The 14,678-nt window shown below is 68.1% G+C and carries 16 protein-coding genes; 7 read left to right on the top strand and 9 right to left on the bottom strand.

Annotation, left to right across the window (positions count from 1 at the left end; all coding sequences use genetic code 11):
* Positions 1 to 60 precede the first annotated feature (60 nt).
* From A5789_RS17975 to A5789_RS17960, 4 genes are all read right to left on the bottom strand, one after another.
* Positions 61 to 1,668: a molybdopterin-dependent oxidoreductase gene (locus A5789_RS17975; RefSeq protein WP_064907127.1), complete on the bottom strand. Its 1,608-nt coding sequence runs from the start codon at positions 1,666 to 1,668 to the stop codon at positions 61 to 63.
* A 66-nt stretch (positions 1,669 to 1,734) separates the two neighbouring features.
* Positions 1,735 to 2,472, bottom strand: a complete 738-nt coding sequence (locus A5789_RS17970) for an anti-sigma factor domain-containing protein (RefSeq protein ID WP_063011381.1) — start codon at positions 2,470 to 2,472, stop codon at positions 1,735 to 1,737.
* A complete protein-coding gene (gene sigK / locus A5789_RS17965; RefSeq protein WP_063011379.1) occupies positions 2,465 to 3,112 on the bottom strand; it encodes an ECF RNA polymerase sigma factor SigK in 648 nt (215 codons plus the stop codon). The genes A5789_RS17970 and sigK overlap by 8 nt, the downstream gene beginning before the upstream one ends.
* 165 nt (positions 3,113 to 3,277) lie before the next feature.
* Positions 3,278 to 3,949, bottom strand: coding sequence for a fasciclin domain-containing protein (locus A5789_RS17960; protein ID WP_063011377.1), 672 nt, complete (start codon positions 3,947 to 3,949; stop codon positions 3,278 to 3,280).
* Between the two features lie 155 nt (positions 3,950 to 4,104).
* Between A5789_RS17960 and dcd the strand changes: the two genes are divergently transcribed.
* A complete protein-coding gene (gene dcd / locus A5789_RS17955; RefSeq protein WP_030514292.1) occupies positions 4,105 to 4,704 on the top strand; it encodes a dCTP deaminase in 600 nt (199 codons plus the stop codon).
* A 43-nt stretch (positions 4,705 to 4,747) separates the two neighbouring features.
* Here dcd and A5789_RS17950 read toward each other — a convergent pair whose 3' ends face one another.
* A complete protein-coding gene (locus tag A5789_RS17950; protein WP_227463076.1) occupies positions 4,748 to 6,391 on the bottom strand; it encodes a cytosine permease in 1,644 nt (547 codons plus the stop codon).
* Positions 6,392 to 6,529: 138 nt separating this feature from the next.
* Here A5789_RS17950 and A5789_RS17945 point away from each other — a divergent pair, with 138 nt between their 5' ends.
* Positions 6,530 to 7,582: a hypothetical protein gene (locus A5789_RS17945; RefSeq protein WP_063011371.1), complete on the top strand. Its 1,053-nt coding sequence runs from the start codon at positions 6,530 to 6,532 to the stop codon at positions 7,580 to 7,582.
* Positions 7,583 to 7,620: 38 nt separating this feature from the next.
* Here A5789_RS17945 and A5789_RS17940 read toward each other — a convergent pair whose 3' ends face one another.
* Complete coding sequence (locus A5789_RS17940; protein WP_063011369.1) at positions 7,621 to 8,157, bottom strand: YdcF family protein; 537 nt, start codon at positions 8,155 to 8,157, stop codon at positions 7,621 to 7,623.
* 124 nt (positions 8,158 to 8,281) lie between these two features.
* Here A5789_RS17940 and A5789_RS17935 point away from each other — a divergent pair, with 124 nt between their 5' ends.
* The 4 genes from A5789_RS17935 (at position 8,282) to A5789_RS17920 (ending at position 12,230) form a co-directional block, all read left to right on the top strand.
* Positions 8,282 to 9,604, top strand: a complete 1,323-nt coding sequence (locus tag A5789_RS17935) for a UDP-glucose/GDP-mannose dehydrogenase family protein (protein WP_064907129.1) — start codon at positions 8,282 to 8,284, stop codon at positions 9,602 to 9,604.
* 150 nt (positions 9,605 to 9,754) lie between these two features.
* Complete coding sequence (locus A5789_RS17930; RefSeq protein WP_064907130.1) at positions 9,755 to 11,143, top strand: Hsp70 family protein; 1,389 nt, start codon at positions 9,755 to 9,757, stop codon at positions 11,141 to 11,143.
* Between the two features lie 131 nt (positions 11,144 to 11,274).
* On the top strand, positions 11,275 to 11,685 hold the full coding sequence (locus tag A5789_RS17925) for a hypothetical protein (RefSeq protein WP_063011367.1): 411 nt from the start codon (positions 11,275 to 11,277) through the stop codon (positions 11,683 to 11,685).
* Positions 11,682 to 12,230, top strand: a complete 549-nt coding sequence (locus A5789_RS17920; protein ID WP_227463075.1) for an LOG family protein — start codon at positions 11,682 to 11,684, stop codon at positions 12,228 to 12,230. Before A5789_RS17925 ends, A5789_RS17920 begins: the two co-directional genes overlap by 4 nt.
* A 26-nt stretch (positions 12,231 to 12,256) precedes the next feature.
* Here the strand turns inward: A5789_RS17920 and A5789_RS17915 are convergent, their stop codons facing one another.
* Together A5789_RS17915 and A5789_RS17910 are read right to left on the bottom strand one after the other, a co-directional pair.
* Positions 12,257 to 12,688 (bottom strand): hypothetical protein, encoded by a 432-nt coding sequence (locus A5789_RS17915; RefSeq protein ID WP_064907132.1) that lies wholly within the window; start codon positions 12,686 to 12,688, stop codon positions 12,257 to 12,259.
* A 28-nt stretch (positions 12,689 to 12,716) separates the two neighbouring features.
* Positions 12,717 to 13,241: a DUF2231 domain-containing protein gene (locus tag A5789_RS17910; RefSeq protein ID WP_030514301.1), complete on the bottom strand. Its 525-nt coding sequence runs from the start codon at positions 13,239 to 13,241 to the stop codon at positions 12,717 to 12,719.
* A 134-nt stretch (positions 13,242 to 13,375) separates the two neighbouring features.
* Here A5789_RS17910 and A5789_RS17905 point away from each other — a divergent pair, with 134 nt between their 5' ends.
* The gene (locus A5789_RS17905; protein ID WP_030514302.1) at positions 13,376 to 14,068 is read left to right on the top strand and encodes a metalloregulator ArsR/SmtB family transcription factor; all 693 of its coding nucleotides are present in this window, start codon (positions 13,376 to 13,378) and stop codon (positions 14,066 to 14,068) included.
* An 87-nt stretch (positions 14,069 to 14,155) separates the two neighbouring features.
* Here the strand turns inward: A5789_RS17905 and A5789_RS17900 are convergent, their stop codons facing one another.
* Positions 14,156 to 14,584, bottom strand: coding sequence for a hypothetical protein (locus A5789_RS17900; protein WP_064907133.1), 429 nt, complete (start codon positions 14,582 to 14,584; stop codon positions 14,156 to 14,158).
* Positions 14,585 to 14,678 lie beyond the last annotated feature (94 nt).

Raw genomic sequence — 14,678 nt, 5'->3', positions numbered from 1 at the left:
GGTCGGTGTCGGTCGGTCGGTGTCACAGGGTGGCTACCCGCCCACGGCGCACGAAACATCTCACCGCACACCGACCGTCCGGGAATGCCACCCCGTCGCGCCGTCCGGCATCGGGGGGCGGCGCTGTGCGGGCTGGGTGGTTCCGGTGGTGTCGGTGGCGCGGACGTGCAGGGTGTGGGTGCCCGGGGTGGCCTGCCAGCGGTAGGTCCATTGGCGCCAGGTGTCGGGGGAGTATTCGGTGGTCAGGTCGGCGGCGAGCCAGGGGCCGTCGTCGACCCGCACCTCCACCGACGCGATACCGCGATGCTGAGCCCAGGCGACTCCGGCGACTGTGACCGGGCCGGCGGACAGGGTGGCGAAGGCGGCGGGGACATCGATCCGGGACGCGGTCTTGATCGGAGCCCGGTCCGCCCACCCCCGGGTCGTCCAATACGCCTGTGCGCGATCGAATCTGGTCACTTCGAGGTCGACCACCCATTTGGTGGCGGAGACGTAGCCGTAGAGGCCGGGAACCACGAGCCGCGCCGGGTAGCCGTGTTCGAGCGGCAGCGGCGCGCCGTTCATGCCGACGGCGAGCAGGGCGTCGCGCCCGTCGGTCATCGCCTGGATCGGCGTCCCGGCGGTGAATCCGTCGGCGCTGCGGGACAGCACCATATCGGCATCCGGACGCACACCCGCCTCGTGTAGCAGATCGGCCAGCCGGTAGCCGGTCCACACCGCATTGCCCGCGAGATCGCCACCCACTTCGTTGGACACACAGGTCAGCGTGATCATGCGCGCGATCGCGGGGCGCCGACGCAACTCGTCCATCGTGAATTCCACTGTGCGGTCGACCATTCCGTGGATGCGCAGGCTCCACTCGGTACTGCTGACGGCCGGCACCTGCAGCGCGGTGTCGACCCGGTAGAAGTCGGCGCCGGGCGTGACGAATGCGGTAAGTCCCGGCACCGAGCGGGTCATGGCCGGGGTGATCGGCGCGCCCTCCGAAACTGTTCCGGGCACGATGAATCGCGCCCGGTCCGCGGCCACGTCCCGCAGCCGTTGCGCCACGAATCGTCCTGCCGCCGCGGCACCGACCGCGATCGCGCCGGCCCCGGCCGCCATCGCCAGAAAACGCCGCCGGGCCAATCGAGTGGCACTCGGGATATCGCCGTGGTCCGGGACGCGGTCCCGAGCACCTTCGCGGCCCCGCAACTCGTCGCGTCGGCCGCCGTGTGGGAGCAGTAGCCGTAAGACGATCAGCCCCGCCGCCACACCCGCCGCGGTCGGAATCGCGAACCACCACTGCGCATTCGGGCGATGCAGTGCCGCAGCGATGATCGCGACACCCAGAACGGCGAATACCGCACTGCCGATGCGACGGCGACGTTCGAGCACACCGCACAGTGCGGCAAGCACCACCATCGCCGCGCCCATGGCGGCGAACAGCACGTCCTTGTCGTGACTGCCGAACCGCCGGATCGCCTCCTCGCGCAGTTGCTGCGGCGTGTGATCGACGACCGTCGCCCCGGCGGCGAAGAACGGCGAGGAGCGTGGATCCAGGATCGCACCCACGAGTTCGCCGATGCCCAGCACCGCCGCACCGGCCAGTATTCCGGCGAGCGCGGCGGCGGCGAATCCGAGCGTGCCGCGGTGCGCGGTGGGCTCGCGCGTACCCGTATCGATCATGATCTCCTCGATTCCCAGGTGGGATGAGGAATTCGTGACGCCGGTCCGCGCGGACGGCGCCGATCGTCAGCTCATCGACATGGAGGCGATCGGGGCCGTGGTCGGGGCCGGGGAGCCGCCCGCGGGTTCGACGGTGATGGCCAGTGCGTCGCCGCCGGAATAAGTGGCCACCATCGGCGCGGACGCACTCGGCATGCGGTCCATCACCCCTTCCGAGCGTGGCGCACCGGTCGGCGGTACCACCCACAGCTGGTACACATGGCCCTGCGGCGCCGGCGGCACGCTGTCGAAAGCCACTGTGGCCGCACCCATTTCGGTGGACGCGTGCACCGTCACCACACCGCCGGTACTGAGCGGCGCGCTCGCGGTGTGTGCATCCGGTTGCCGCATGATCTGTTCCGCCATCGGGGGATTCGCGGTCTGCCCGGCGTATTGCTGGGCGACGATACCGCCGCCGATTCCGGCCGCCACCACTACCGCGGCCGCCGCGGCCAGCCACCGTAGCCGAGGCCTCCTGGACGGTCGGGTGAGCGGAACCGCAGCGGACGGATCGGTGGGCCGCGCCCGGTCGAGTGCGGCGAGTATGCGCGCTTCCAATTCCGGCGCGGGCTCCTGCGCATCGAGCACCGACAAAGCACCCATCGTCTCGCGGACCGCGCGAACCACCACCGAGAAGGCCTGGCTCGTGTCCGGTCCGGCATCGGCGACGCGCTGTTCGATCTCGTCGCGCTCGGAATCACCGACCGCGTCCAGTGCGTAGGGGTAGGCCAGGTCGAGCAACTCGTGGTCGGATGTGTCAGGCATGGGCGGCCACCCCCGAGAGGCAGGTCTGAAGCCGTTTCAGCGCATCCCGGATACGGCTCTTGACGGTGGGCAGTGGCGCATCGAGATGTTCGGCGACTTCTCGATAGGTGCGTCCGCTGTAGTAGGCCAGCGCGATCGCCTCCCGCTGGGTCGCGGTGAGAGTGTCCAGGCAGTGCAGCACCGCCTGCTCCTCCAGTCTCTGACCGACCGTCTCGGCGACCGTGTCGTGGTCGCGCCCGAGGTGGGCGTGGCCGTAGACACGATCGCGCACCGTCGCCGATTCCTCGAGGCGCACGCGGTCCACGGCACGCCGATGGGTGAGCATCATCAGCCAGCCGATCGGGCTGGCCAGCGCGGGGTCGTAGCGTTCGGCGGCCGTCCAGGCCTGCAGGTACACCTCCTGCGTGACCTCCTCGGCGGCGGTGTGATTGCGCAGGATGCGCAGGGCCAGACCGAACACCCTCGCGCTGGTCGCCCGATAGAAGCGCGTGAACGCCTCGCGGTTTCCGGTGGCGGCGGCCGCGAGCAGGGTAGCGAGCTCACGTTGTGTTTCCGCTCGCTCGCCTCCACCCGGCGGACACGACGGGGTGTCGGAGGTGTCTGCCAGGCGGATCGAGGTGAACTCCGGATCGCCGGTCATGAGCGCGTCCCTGCATACATGGGAAGGGGTTCGACATGACCAGCGTGCCGGATGGGTGCGGATTTCGGAACGTTTTCGCCCGGGTGCGCTACATCGACCGAACCGCGCCGATACATTCTCCGACCAGGACGTTCTCCGACCAGCGCGGACGGCAGCCGTGACAACTCAGGCGGGCGGCATCAGGACGGTATCGATCAGATAGACCGTCGCATTGGCGGTCTTCACACCTCCGCAGACGACCGACGCGTCGTTGACCTTGATCGTGTCGCCGGATCGGGTCACGTTCACCATGCCGCCCTCGACCGTCTTGTGCTCACCCGCGATGGCGTCGGGCGCGATCTGCCCCGGCACCACGTGGTAGGTGAGGATCTTGGTGAGGGTGGCGCTGTCGGTCTTCAGGCTGTCGACCGTGGCCGGCGGCAGTTTCGCGAACGCGTCGTCGGTGGGCGCGAACACGGTGAACTGGCCGCCGTTCAGGGTGTCGACCAGGTTGACCTGAGGATTCAGCTTTCCGGACACCGCCGCGGTGAGCGTGGTCAGCATCGGATTGTGTGAGGCGGCGGTCGCCACCGGATCCTGTGCCATCCCCTCGACCGACCCCGGGCCCGTGGGCACCTGCTCGGCGTAGGCCTTGCAGCCGGGGCCGACCAGGCCGGCCATGGCATCGGCGGCCGAACCGCTCGGCGACATCATGGGGCTGGTCGTCGCGTTACCGTTCATCGTGGTCGGCGTCGATCCCGACCCGGAGTTGTCGTCGGAAGAACAGGCCGACACTCCCAGCAGGGCCGTGGTCGAAACCAGCGCTGCGGTGACAACGGCGCGCTTCATACTTCTCATCGGTTCATCGCTTTCTCTCGGACGACCCGGCGGTCGCATATCTCGTCGTTGGCGACAAGGAGTTCGCGTCGACCGGTCCGGCGGATGGGACGAATTTCGTCCCGGCTCGCTGTGCGGCTGCGAGCCCGCGAACACGGGTTACTAGGCTGACCGCCGTGCTGCTTTCCGATCGCGACATTCGTGCCGAGCTGGCCGCCGGGCGGCTCGGGCTGGAACCGTTCGACGAGAAATTGGTTCAGCCGTCGAGTATCGATGTGCGTCTGGATCGAATGTTCCGGGTGTTCAACAACACCCGCTACACCCATATCGATCCCGCGCAACGCCAGGACGAGCTGACCACTCTGGTCGAACCCGATCAAGGCGAGCCGTTCGTCCTGCATCCGGGTGAATTCGTCCTCGGCTCCACGCTCGAGGTCTGCACCCTGCCCGATGATCTGGCCGGCCGCCTGGAGGGTAAATCGAGTCTGGGGCGCCTCGGGCTGCTCACCCATTCCACGGCGGGATTCATCGATCCGGGTTTCAGCGGTCACATCACGCTGGAGTTGTCGAATGTGGCGAATCTGCCGATCACGCTGTGGCCGGGGATGAAGATCGGCCAGCTGTGCCTGTTCCGCCTGAGCAGTCCCTCGGAACATCCGTACGGCAGCGCGGCGGCCGGCTCGAAATATCAGGGTCAGCGCGGGCCCACGCCCTCGCGGGCGTATATGAATTTCCCCCTGCCGCAGGATTCGATTCCGCAGCCCGCGGAGTCCTGATATTCCGAACCGGCCGCCGCTCATGTCGCCGACCCGAGGTAGGTCAGCCCGGCGGCAGCACGTGCGCGCCCGACTTGTCCGTCGACAGCGCCAGTGAGCTGATGTATCGGATTTCGCCCTCCGGCCCCGGAACCGCGGAGGCGATCATGTCGGGGCGTTCGAAGTCCATTCCGGTGACGTGGCAGGTGAGGGTTTCACCCGAGGGGTTGCCGTGTTCGTCGAACATGTCCAGCTCGATTCCGTCGTCGCCCCGGCGCAGGTAGTACTTGCCCTTGGTGAGGACGGCGGTGAGCGGGGTGGCGACGAAGGCGATCACGACGGCGACGATCGGCGAATACGGTTTCAACGCCGCGCCGAACACACCGAAGAATGTCATGATCGACAGCACCGCCGACAGTCCGAAACCGACCAGGCCGACGGGGTTGAAGTTGTAGAGCATGCCGCGCCGGAATTCGGGCTGTTTCGGCGAGAGCTTCAGCAGATACTTGTTGACCGCGATATCCGTTGCGACGGTGACGATCCAGGCGATACCGCAGTTGGCGTAGAAGCCGAGGATGTCGTTGAGGAAGTCGAACATATTGGCTTCCATCAGGATCAGCGCGATCGCGAGGTTCACGCCGAGGAATACCAGCCGGCCCGGATAGGTCTTCGTCACGCGGGTGAACGAGTTGGTCCACGCCAGCGAACCCGAATACGCGTTGGTCACATTGATTTTGATCTGTGAGATGACCACCAGCACCACCGCGAGCGTCATCGCCAGCCAGGACGGAACCATATCGCGGTAGATTTCCAGGAACTGATGCACCGGCTGATTCGCGATGTCCTGCGCCCCCGGCAGATTCGCGATCAGATAGACCGCGAGGAACAGGCCGACGACCTGTTTGACGGCACCGAAGATCACCCAGCCCGGCCCCGCCAGCAGCATCCAGCCCCACCATCTGCGCGCGTTCTCCGGGGTTTTCGGCGGCATGAACCGCAGATAATCGATCTGCTCGGCGATCTGGGCGATCAGTGAGAGACAGACGCCGGCGGCCAGCAGCGCACCGGAAAGGCTCACTCCCGCACCGTCCTTACCGCCGTAGGCGAAGAACGAATCGATCGAATCAGGGTGGCGGATCAGCAGAAACGCGAACGGCAACACCATCAGCAACAGCCACAGCGGCGTCGTCCACACCTGCAGTTTCGCCAGCGTATTCATGCCGTAGACGACCAGCGGGAAAATCAGCACCGTGGAGAGCAGATAACCCAGCCACAGTGGAATGTGCAGGCCCAGATTCAGGCCCTGCGCCATGATCGAGCCCTCGGTGGCGAAGAAGATGAAAGTGAACGAGGCGAACACCAGGTTGGTGATCACCGAACCGTAGTAGCCGAACCCACTGCCGCGAGTGATCAGATCCAGATCGATGTTGTAGCGGGCGGCGTAGTAGGCCAGCGGAAATCCGGTGATCATGATGACGATCGCGAAGATTCCGATGCCCAGCAACGCGTTTCCGGTGCCGTTCGCGATGCCGATGTTCGCGCCGATGGAGAAATCCGCGAGATAGGCGATGCCGCCCAGCGCGGAGACGCCCACCACGGCCGGACTCCATTTGCGGTAGCTGCGGGGCGCGAAGCGCAGCGTGTAGTCCTCGAGGGTTTCCTTCGTCGCGGCGGCAGCGGTCGCCGGACGGGTTTGCACATCAACCACGATCTACTCCTCATCGTTTCCGCGCTCGGCGCGGCCTTTCGAGGGTGCAGGTCCCGTGTGGTGTCCGTTTTGCCGCTCGGTTACCGCCGTGTAACGCCCCGCGACGTGCGGTTTTGCGCTCTCCCTTTACCGTGGTGCATGACCTTTGACTCGACAGCGAAGGCGAACGACCCCGGTGCGGGCGCGGCCATCCGGCCCTCCGCGACCGACCGGATCCGCTCCTGGACGGCGCTGGTACTGGCGGCCGCACCCACCGCCGCGATCCTCACGGTGCTGCTCTACGGGCTCGGTTTGGCGATGGGCTTCGGCACCCTCGGCATCCTCGCCATCGCGTGGCTGGCGGTGTGCGTACTCGTCGCGGTGGTGTTCTTCCTGGGCGCCGAGCGGCGGTGGTTGACGGCACGTTTCGGGGTGCGTGCGCCCACCTCCGCCGAGCGGCACGCGCTGACGACGGCGTGGGAGCGGGTGGCCCGGCGGTCCGGCATCGCCTCCTCCTCGCACTCGCTGTGGATCCGGGAGAGCGAGCGCGAATTGCTGCTGCCCCGGCGGATGATCGCGGTCCCCTCCGCCGTACTCGGTGCGCCCCCACGGCAACTCGAAGCGGTGCTGGCCCGTGAACTCGGATATCGGTCCGAAGGACGAGTAGCGCTGTGCCAGTTCGTATTCCGATATTTCAATCTGCCGTTGGTATGGCTGGAGCGGGTGTTGCTCTCGGGTCCGGCCGCGGTCGGAGCGTGGCTGACGCGGCGGATGACGCCACCGGCGGCCCGGATCTTCGGGATCGGCTGGAGTGCGGTCAGCCGGGTGCTGGTCGCCTGCCCGGCGATCGCGGCCACCACTGTGATCGTGGGACTTCCGGCCGCACTGCTGCTGCGCATCGCTCCGGAGGTGGCGGCCTGCGCGCTCGTGCCGGTCGTGCGCCGCATCGACTACCGGGCCGACCGCGCCGCCGTCGACCTGGGATACGGCACGGACCTCGGTGTGGCACTGCAGGAACGGCGGGCGGAGTCCGGCGACGCGGCCGCGCTGTATGCCCTCTCGGTGTCGGCGTACGCGCCGCGGACCTCGGTGGACGAACGCGTTCGCCACATCCGCGATCGCATGGACGAGCGGGTGCGTATCGCCGGCTATTCGGGGCCTGTGCTTCCGGAAAGCGGTGCGGCACAAGGATTTACCGGTACCGAGCGATAGGGTGGCGGTCCGGCCCCCGCCGCGGATGCCGGACCGGTTCAGCAGTCCTCGAATGCGGCTTTGATGTACCCCGAGGACTGATACAGGTACTGGTAGGCCCATCGCGCGGCACCGATGTGCGGATGCGCGTCGACGAGGAGAATCTCACCGCCCCAGCACTTGCCGAGCACATACCGGGCGCGGGAGATGTGCGGCGTGAAGGTCACCACGATCACGCGCCGCCAGTTCTCGCGGGCGGCGCGGGCGGCCAGTTCGCGTCCCTCACCGCGTGTGGTGCGCGGCTCGGGATCGAAGCAGCTCACCCGGAAGCTGTAGCCGCCGTGACAGATTCGGTTGATCAGCGGGGAGTGGTCGTACGGATCGGAGAACACCACCTGCGGGGCGTAACCGTCGTGGGCCAGGCGCAGCGCCAGCTCCTCGCGGCCGTCGTGGGCTCCGCCGAGCACCAGGATGGCATCGGCCGCGTGCGGGGTGTCGGTCCGCGGGCGCACGTACACCGGCCACAGCGCCGCCACCGCGACGGCGAGCACGAGCACGACCCCCACCGCACCGCGCACCCACCACCTTTTTCGCACCCTGCGATGGTAGGTGGTCGGCGAATGCGCTGATCGGCGACGGTTTCTCCCTGTACACCCACTGTTGCCTGCGCCCTCGCCTCGTGGACGCGGACCGGCCATACCCGGCACGTATCAATCGATTATGCGTCTGACGGTATTCGGGACGGGATATCTGGGAGCCACCCATGCCGCCTGCATGGCCGAGCTCGGTCACGAGGTGCTCGGGGTGGATATCGACCCCGGCAAAGTGGCCAAATTGTCCGACGGCGTCGTGCCGTTCTACGAACCCGGTCTGGAGGCGGTGTTGCGCCGCAATCTCGATGCCGGGCGACTGCGCTTCACCACCTCCTACGAGGAGGCGGCCGCGCACGCCGACGCCCATTTCCTCGGTGTCGGCACGCCGCAGAAGAAGGGCGAATACGGCGCGGACCTGAAATATGTCCATGCCGTGGCCGATTCGCTGGCGCCGCTGCTGGAGCGGCCGTCGGTGCTGATCGGCAAGTCGACGGTGCCCGTCGGCACGGCCGCGGAACTGGGCCGCCGGATGCGGGCCCGCGCCCGCGCCGACGTCGAGGTCGCCTGGAATCCGGAATTCCTGCGGGAGGGGTTCGCGGTGCGTGACACCCTGCGGCCCGACCGGCTGGTCCTCGGTGTCGACGCCGAACGCGAACGCGCCGAATGGGTGCGTGCGCAGGTGCGCGAGATCTACGCCGACCTGATCGCGGCGCAGGTGCCGTTCCTGCTCACCGACCTGGCCACCGCGGAATTGGTGAAGGTGTCCGCCAACGCGTTCCTGGCCACGAAGATCTCGTTCATCAACGCGGTCTCCGAGGTCTGCGAGGCGACCGGGGCCGATGTCACGATGCTGGCCGACGCGCTGGGTCACGACGCCCGCATCGGCCGGCGCTTTCTCAACGCCGGGCTCGGCTTCGGCGGCGGCTGCCTGCCCAAGGACATCCGCGCGTTCATGGCCCGCGCGGGGGAACTCGGCGCCGATCACGCGGTCGCGTTCCTGCGTGAGGTCGACAACATCAATATGCGCCGGCGCACCAAGGTGGTCGATATGGCGGCCAAGGCGTGCGGCGGCTCGCTGCTGGGCGCCAATGTGGCGGTGCTGGGCGCCGCCTTCAAACCGGAATCCGACGATGTGCGCGATTCGCCCGCGCTGAACGTGGCCGGAATGATCCAGCTGCACGGGGCCGTGGTCACCGTCTACGACCCGAAAGCGCTGGAGAACTCGCGCCGGGTGTTTCCCACGCTGAACTACGCGACCTCGGTGGCGGAGGCCTGTGATCGAGCGGATGTGGTGCTGGTTCTCACGGAATGGGACGAGTTCACCGCACTCTCGCCGCGCGACCTCGAGCCGGTGGTGCGCGGGCGTTCCATCATCGACGGTCGCAACTGTCTCGAGCGCGCCGAGTGGACCGCCGCGGGATGGGTGTACGCGGGACTCGGCACGTCGTAGGGTGGCGGGAGCCAGGTAGAGTGGCGGCGCCCTGCGGCATGAGCATCGGGCCCGCACAGCGGCCCGGCTTCGCTCGCACGGCCCAGCGCAGGCCGTGGGGGCGGCGGTCGGGCGTACCGGTCGTGAAGCGTGAAACGAGATGGGCGGCAGATGAGTTCGGTACTGGGAGTTTCGGTGGGGGCCGGCGCCATTCGCGTCGCGATCCCACATCCCGGTAATTCCGCCGAACGATTCGTCTCCACCGCCTTCGACGTCCAGGCGATGCCCGTCGCCGAACAGCAGTCCATGGACGATGTGGCCGCCGAAACCGTCGGCGCCGTCTTCGGTTCCGCGCCGGAGATCGCCGCGACCGCGCTGGCCTATCGCAACGAACAACACGCGCGCACGCTGCGGGGCGCCCTCGCCCGCCGTCAGCTCACCAACTACGAACTCGTGCCCGAGGTCGCGGCGGCGCGGGAATTCCTGCGCGCCACCGGTGAACTGCAGGGTTATCGCACGGTCGCGCTCTACGACCTCGGCAGTTCCGGACTCTCGGTCAGCGTGATCGACGTGGAATCCGGAAAGGTGAGCCACAGCGAGCGCACCAGCGACATCAGCGGCGACTATCTGGATTCGCTGATCCGTGAACAGCAGATCGCTTCCGGCCGGATCGAACATCCGCCCACCGCACAGGGTTTGGCGGCCCTGGACGGCGTATGCCGGCAGGCCAAGGAACAGCTGTCGAGCACCACGGCGGTCGCGGTCCCGTCCGAGCACGGCCTGGTGCTGTTGTCGCAGGAGAACTTCGAAGCGCTGATCATGCTCGCCGTCGAATCGTCGGCCCGCATGACCCGCGATGTGATGATGCGCTCCGAACAGGCCGTGCAGGCGGTCTTCGTGATCGGTGGGTGTGCCCGGATCCCGCTGATCGCGCGCATTCTGGAGCGGTGGATGGGCATGCCCGTGCTGGTGCCCGCCGATCCGGAGACCGTGATCGTGCGCGGCGCGGCGCTGCTCGCCCGCCCGGCCCAGGTGGCCGCACCCGCACCCGTCCCGCAGGCCCCCGGGCCCGGATCCGCCGACGACACCGTGCAATTGGCGCCGGTGTGGTTGTCCGAGGATGCGCTGCGACGCGCCCGCAAACGCAACAAGGCGCGCGGCAAGAGCGCACCCGGCGGCAAGGTCGGCGCCGTCGATGCCGGTCGCCGCCGGGAGTTGAGCGTGGCCGGGGTGGCGGTCGGTGCGCTGGTCGTCGTCGCGGCGCTCGGGATCGGTCTCGGCTGGGGCCAATCGGTTCTCCGCGGTGATTCCCAGAGCAACACCTCAGCCCCCAGTTCGGTGCCCGACGCTCCGCCCCGCGCCTCCGCGGACCCCTCGGTCGCGCCGACCACCGATGCCACCAACGCCTCGGTGGCCGCGCCCACTCCCAACTGGCAGGCGCCGACCACCACCACCTCGGCCGCGCCCCCGGGACCACCGACCATCGTCGTCCCCGGCCTGCCGCCGATCGTGGTGCCGACCATTCCGCCGCTGCTGCCACCGTTCCCGCCGCGGCAGTAGGCCCGGAACGCGCCGAGGTGCGGGGGCTGACGAGGCCGGGGCCGTGATGCGCCTCGATTCGGCCGAGGGCCTGGCAAAGCAACGACCTTCGGCCCTGCCCCAACCGGTGGCCGACCGGGCACTGTCGAATGATGACGATTTCCACCGAGGTCAAGACGATCCGGCTGACCCGCGCGGTGCTGGCGGGTGTGGCAGCATTCATCGCGTTCTGGGCCTCGGCCGGGGCCATCGGTCTCGCCGGTGGCGGTGCCGACCTCGGTGCCGCTGTCGAGGCGCGATTGCCCCTGCACAGTCCGGTTCTCGCAGCCGTGCTCCTCGGTCTGCTCGTGGCGGTTCCGATGGCGGCGACGGCCGCCGCGGTCATTCGAAACGATCATCGGGCGGCCGCGATGGCGGTGTGCAGCGGTGCGCTGCTGGTCGGCTGGGTCGCGGTGCAGCCGATAATCATCGGCCAGTTCTTCTGGCTGCAACCGGTCTTCGGTCTGCTGGGCCTCACCGTCGCCGGACTCGGCCTGTCGCTCAACGCCCATCGCGGGCGGTGACATCCGACCGGATCAGCCTGATCATCACCTATCGGCTGGTCCGAGGAGTGTGCGAGATGCCCCCTGTCCAGATCGCGGTCTGCGGGCCGCGCGACTGCACGAACACCGAGGCCGCTACCGCGCGGGAGGTCGGCCGGCTGCTGGCTCGGGCCGGCGCGGTCGTGTTGTGCGGCGGCGGAACCGGGGTGATGGCGGCGGTCGCCGAGGGCGCGTCGGCCGAAGGCGGCCTGGTGATCGGAGTACGGCCGGACACCGGCCGAGCAGGTGTGTGTGCCGGACTCTCCGCCGTCCTGTACACGAATATGGGCGAGGCGCGGAACGCGATTCTGATCTCGTCGGCGGATGCGGTGGTCGTGGTGGGCGGTTCCTGGGGAACGCTGTCGGAGCTGGCGCTGGCGAATCGACGTGGGGGCGTGCCGGTGGTGTCGATCGGCGGATGGCAGATCCTCGATGCGGAGGGCGAGACCGTCGAGGGGAGTCACCGGGCGGCGAATGCGGCCGAGGCGGTCGCATTCGCCGTGGCCGGTGCTCGACCCGCCGGCTGACGCCGGGCTCGCCTCAGGGCGCGAAGCTAGCTCCCGCCGACGCCGAGAGCCGTGAGCAGCACGAGTACGAGAGTCGCGACGGCCAGGACGCCGTGCCCGCCGACGATCGCCACCGGGAAATGCCGCTCGGCGGGATCCCCGGCCTCGGGTGCGGCCACCTGCCCGGTGGTGCGGGCGCGGTAGACGGGCAGCCAGCGCAACAGCATCACGAATCCGAGCAGCGCGACCGGAACCAGTAGTCCGAATCCGACCCAGGCCAAGGCGTCGTTGTCGATCACGAGATAGACGATCCACACCACCAGACCGGCCACGGCGAGCAGGAAGTGCCCGAAGACCACCGGCGGCGGCAGATGACTGGAACCCGGTTGTCGCACATCGCCTTTGGCGATCCAGGTGGCCAGCAGGAAGAACCCTCCGCCCGCGGTGAGCAGCCAGAGGATCAGAGCTGCGATGCCCATGATGACTCCCGAGTGTGAGAAGGGAAGGTCAGCGGCGGTAGCCGGTGGCCTGGGTGCTTTCGCCGGCGACCCGGACGCCGTAGCGGTAGGCGAGTTTGCCGCCGAGATATCCGGATATGCCCAGCACGAGCAGGGATGCGATCGACAAGACCAGGGGCCCGACGGGTGTCGCGCGATCGGTGCCGGCCGCGGTCCGCCACCAGAAGTTCAGTGCATAGGCGACGGTGATGATCAGGTTCAGGCTCATGTGGATCAGCCCGGTGCGGAACGCGGGCGTGCCGGACGGGATGGCGAACAGGTCCAGAAAGCCGATCGAGGCGGCGGCCAACGCGCCGAGCACGCCGATCGCCACCAGCCATTCGGCCCCGCGGGCGAGAAACTGCGGGTCGTCGACGATGTGGGAGCCGATGTCGAAGACGAGGCTCGCGACCCACGCCCCGATCGGCACCGTCACCAGGATCGGGTGGAACGGATGCCCGTACGGCCCGGCCAGTGCGGCGCTGACGGGTTGTTTGGCCTGCTCCATATCTCCGGCTGCGACATCACCGGCCATGGCTCCACGCTCCCTCGGTCGAGGTTCAGTTTCGCCAATAAGTATTGGCGAAACTGTATCGGTGGTCAATACAACGCATGTGAATCGATGCCATCGATCTTTCGACCCAATGGATTCGGCGTTATTGTGGTCGAATGACCAGCGATTCGGCGATCGGTGCGGTCGCGGTGCTCGATGACGACCTGCGGCGCGGCATGTACAGATTCATTCGCGGCGCCCGGCGGCCCGTGACTCGGGACGAAGCGGCCGAACAGGTCGGGATCTCGCGGAAGCTGGCGGCCTTCCATCTGGACAAACTCGTCGCCGCCGGACTTCTCCAGGCGCGTTACGAACAGACCGGCGGCCTGCGCCGGGTCGGCCGCGCTCCCAAGGTGTACGAGCCCACCGCCGCCGAGGTGCGGGTGAACATCCCCGAACGCCGCCACGAAGTGCTGGCCGAAATCCTGATGGATGCGGTGCTGGCCGAGAGTACCGGCGAAACGGCCCGCGACGCCGCCGAACGAGTCGCGGCCGAACGCGGAAACGCCTTGGGCCACAACGCCCGCGAGCGCCTACGCCCCGGCCGCCTCGGCGTCGAGCGCGCCCTGACGGTGGTGCAGGCGATCCTGTCCGACCAGGGCTTCGAACCCAGCCGCGACCCGCTGAACTGCCTACGCCTGCGCAACTGCCCCTTCCACCCCCTCTCCACCCAAGCCCCCGGCCTGGTCTGCGGCCTCAACCACGCCTACCTGCGCGGGGTGCTCACGGGCCTGAAAGCCGAGGCGATCGAAGCGGTACTCGCGCCGACCGCCGGCGAATGCTGCGTGGAACTCCGCCCCGCGCACTAGGTGTGGGCGGGACGAGGCTGTGGTCGGCAACCGGGCGTGATGGCCGGCGAAGACTTCGGCCGGCCATCACGATGAGCCGATCTGCTCTCAGGCGGCCAGGTTGGCCAATTGCGGGAGTCGCGACACCAGTGCGTCGAGTTCCTCGCGCCAGCGGCGATGCACGTTGAGGCGCTCGGGGGCTCCGGTGTGCGGCATGCGGTAGTACACCTTCGACCACAGCGGGTTGATCTTCATCTCCGTGAACATGGCCGTGCTGAAATGCTCGGCGCACACCAGGTTCGCGGGCCGGCCCGTCCACTTGTTGGCCTCGACGATGACGACCGACGTATTGGTCAGCACGACGAAGTAGTACTTGCGCACGAACAGCATCGCGAACCGCACGTAGGGCAGGTCGTCCACCCACGGGCTCGGGCCGGTGATCGCCTGGAAGGCGAGCTGCATCTGCTCACCCGGCGGGGCGAATTCGACCAGCTTCTCGGCCAGCTGTTTCTGGATCGTCGATTTACGGAATGCCATGCGGCCCACCCCCGTTGAAGATTCCCCCGGCACCGTGCCGGTGGAACGCACCGACCTTAGCGGCATTCGTGCGCGCCTGCCACCCCGCGATCGA

The sequence above is a fragment of the Nocardia sp. 852002-51101_SCH5132738 genome (assembly GCF_001665695.1).
Taxonomy (GTDB): domain Bacteria; phylum Actinomycetota; class Actinomycetes; order Mycobacteriales; family Mycobacteriaceae; genus Nocardia; species Nocardia nova.
This window is presented reverse-complemented; position numbering and strand designations above follow the sequence as displayed.

Bases quoted from the DNA above. Each gene is read 5' to 3' on its own strand.
- sigK (WP_063011379.1), bottom strand. From the start codon at position 3,112: ATGACCGGCGATCCGGAGTTCACCTCGATCCGCCTGGCAGACACCTCC.
- A5789_RS17960 (WP_063011377.1), bottom strand. From the start codon at position 3,949: ATGAGAAGTATGAAGCGCGCCGTTGTCACCGCAGCGCTGGTTTCGACC.
- A5789_RS17900 (WP_064907133.1), bottom strand. From the start codon at position 14,584: ATGGCATTCCGTAAATCGACGATCCAGAAACAGCTGGCCGAGAAGCTG.
- A5789_RS17925 (WP_063011367.1), top strand. From the start codon at position 11,275: ATGACGATTTCCACCGAGGTCAAGACGATCCGGCTGACCCGCGCGGTG.
- A5789_RS17975 (WP_064907127.1), bottom strand. From the start codon at position 1,668: ATGATCGATACGGGTACGCGCGAGCCCACCGCGCACCGCGGCACGCTC.
- A5789_RS17935 (WP_064907129.1), top strand. From the start codon at position 8,282: ATGCGTCTGACGGTATTCGGGACGGGATATCTGGGAGCCACCCATGCC.
- A5789_RS17915 (WP_064907132.1), bottom strand. From the start codon at position 12,688: ATGGGCATCGCAGCTCTGATCCTCTGGCTGCTCACCGCGGGCGGAGGG.
- A5789_RS17970 (WP_063011381.1), bottom strand. From the start codon at position 2,472: ATGCCTGACACATCCGACCACGAGTTGCTCGACCTGGCCTACCCCTAC.
- A5789_RS17930 (WP_064907130.1), top strand. From the start codon at position 9,755: ATGAGTTCGGTACTGGGAGTTTCGGTGGGGGCCGGCGCCATTCGCGTC.
- A5789_RS17905 (WP_030514302.1), top strand. From the start codon at position 13,376: ATGACCAGCGATTCGGCGATCGGTGCGGTCGCGGTGCTCGATGACGAC.
- A5789_RS17945 (WP_063011371.1), top strand. From the start codon at position 6,530: ATGACCTTTGACTCGACAGCGAAGGCGAACGACCCCGGTGCGGGCGCG.
- A5789_RS17910 (WP_030514301.1), bottom strand. From the start codon at position 13,241: ATGGCCGGTGATGTCGCAGCCGGAGATATGGAGCAGGCCAAACAACCC.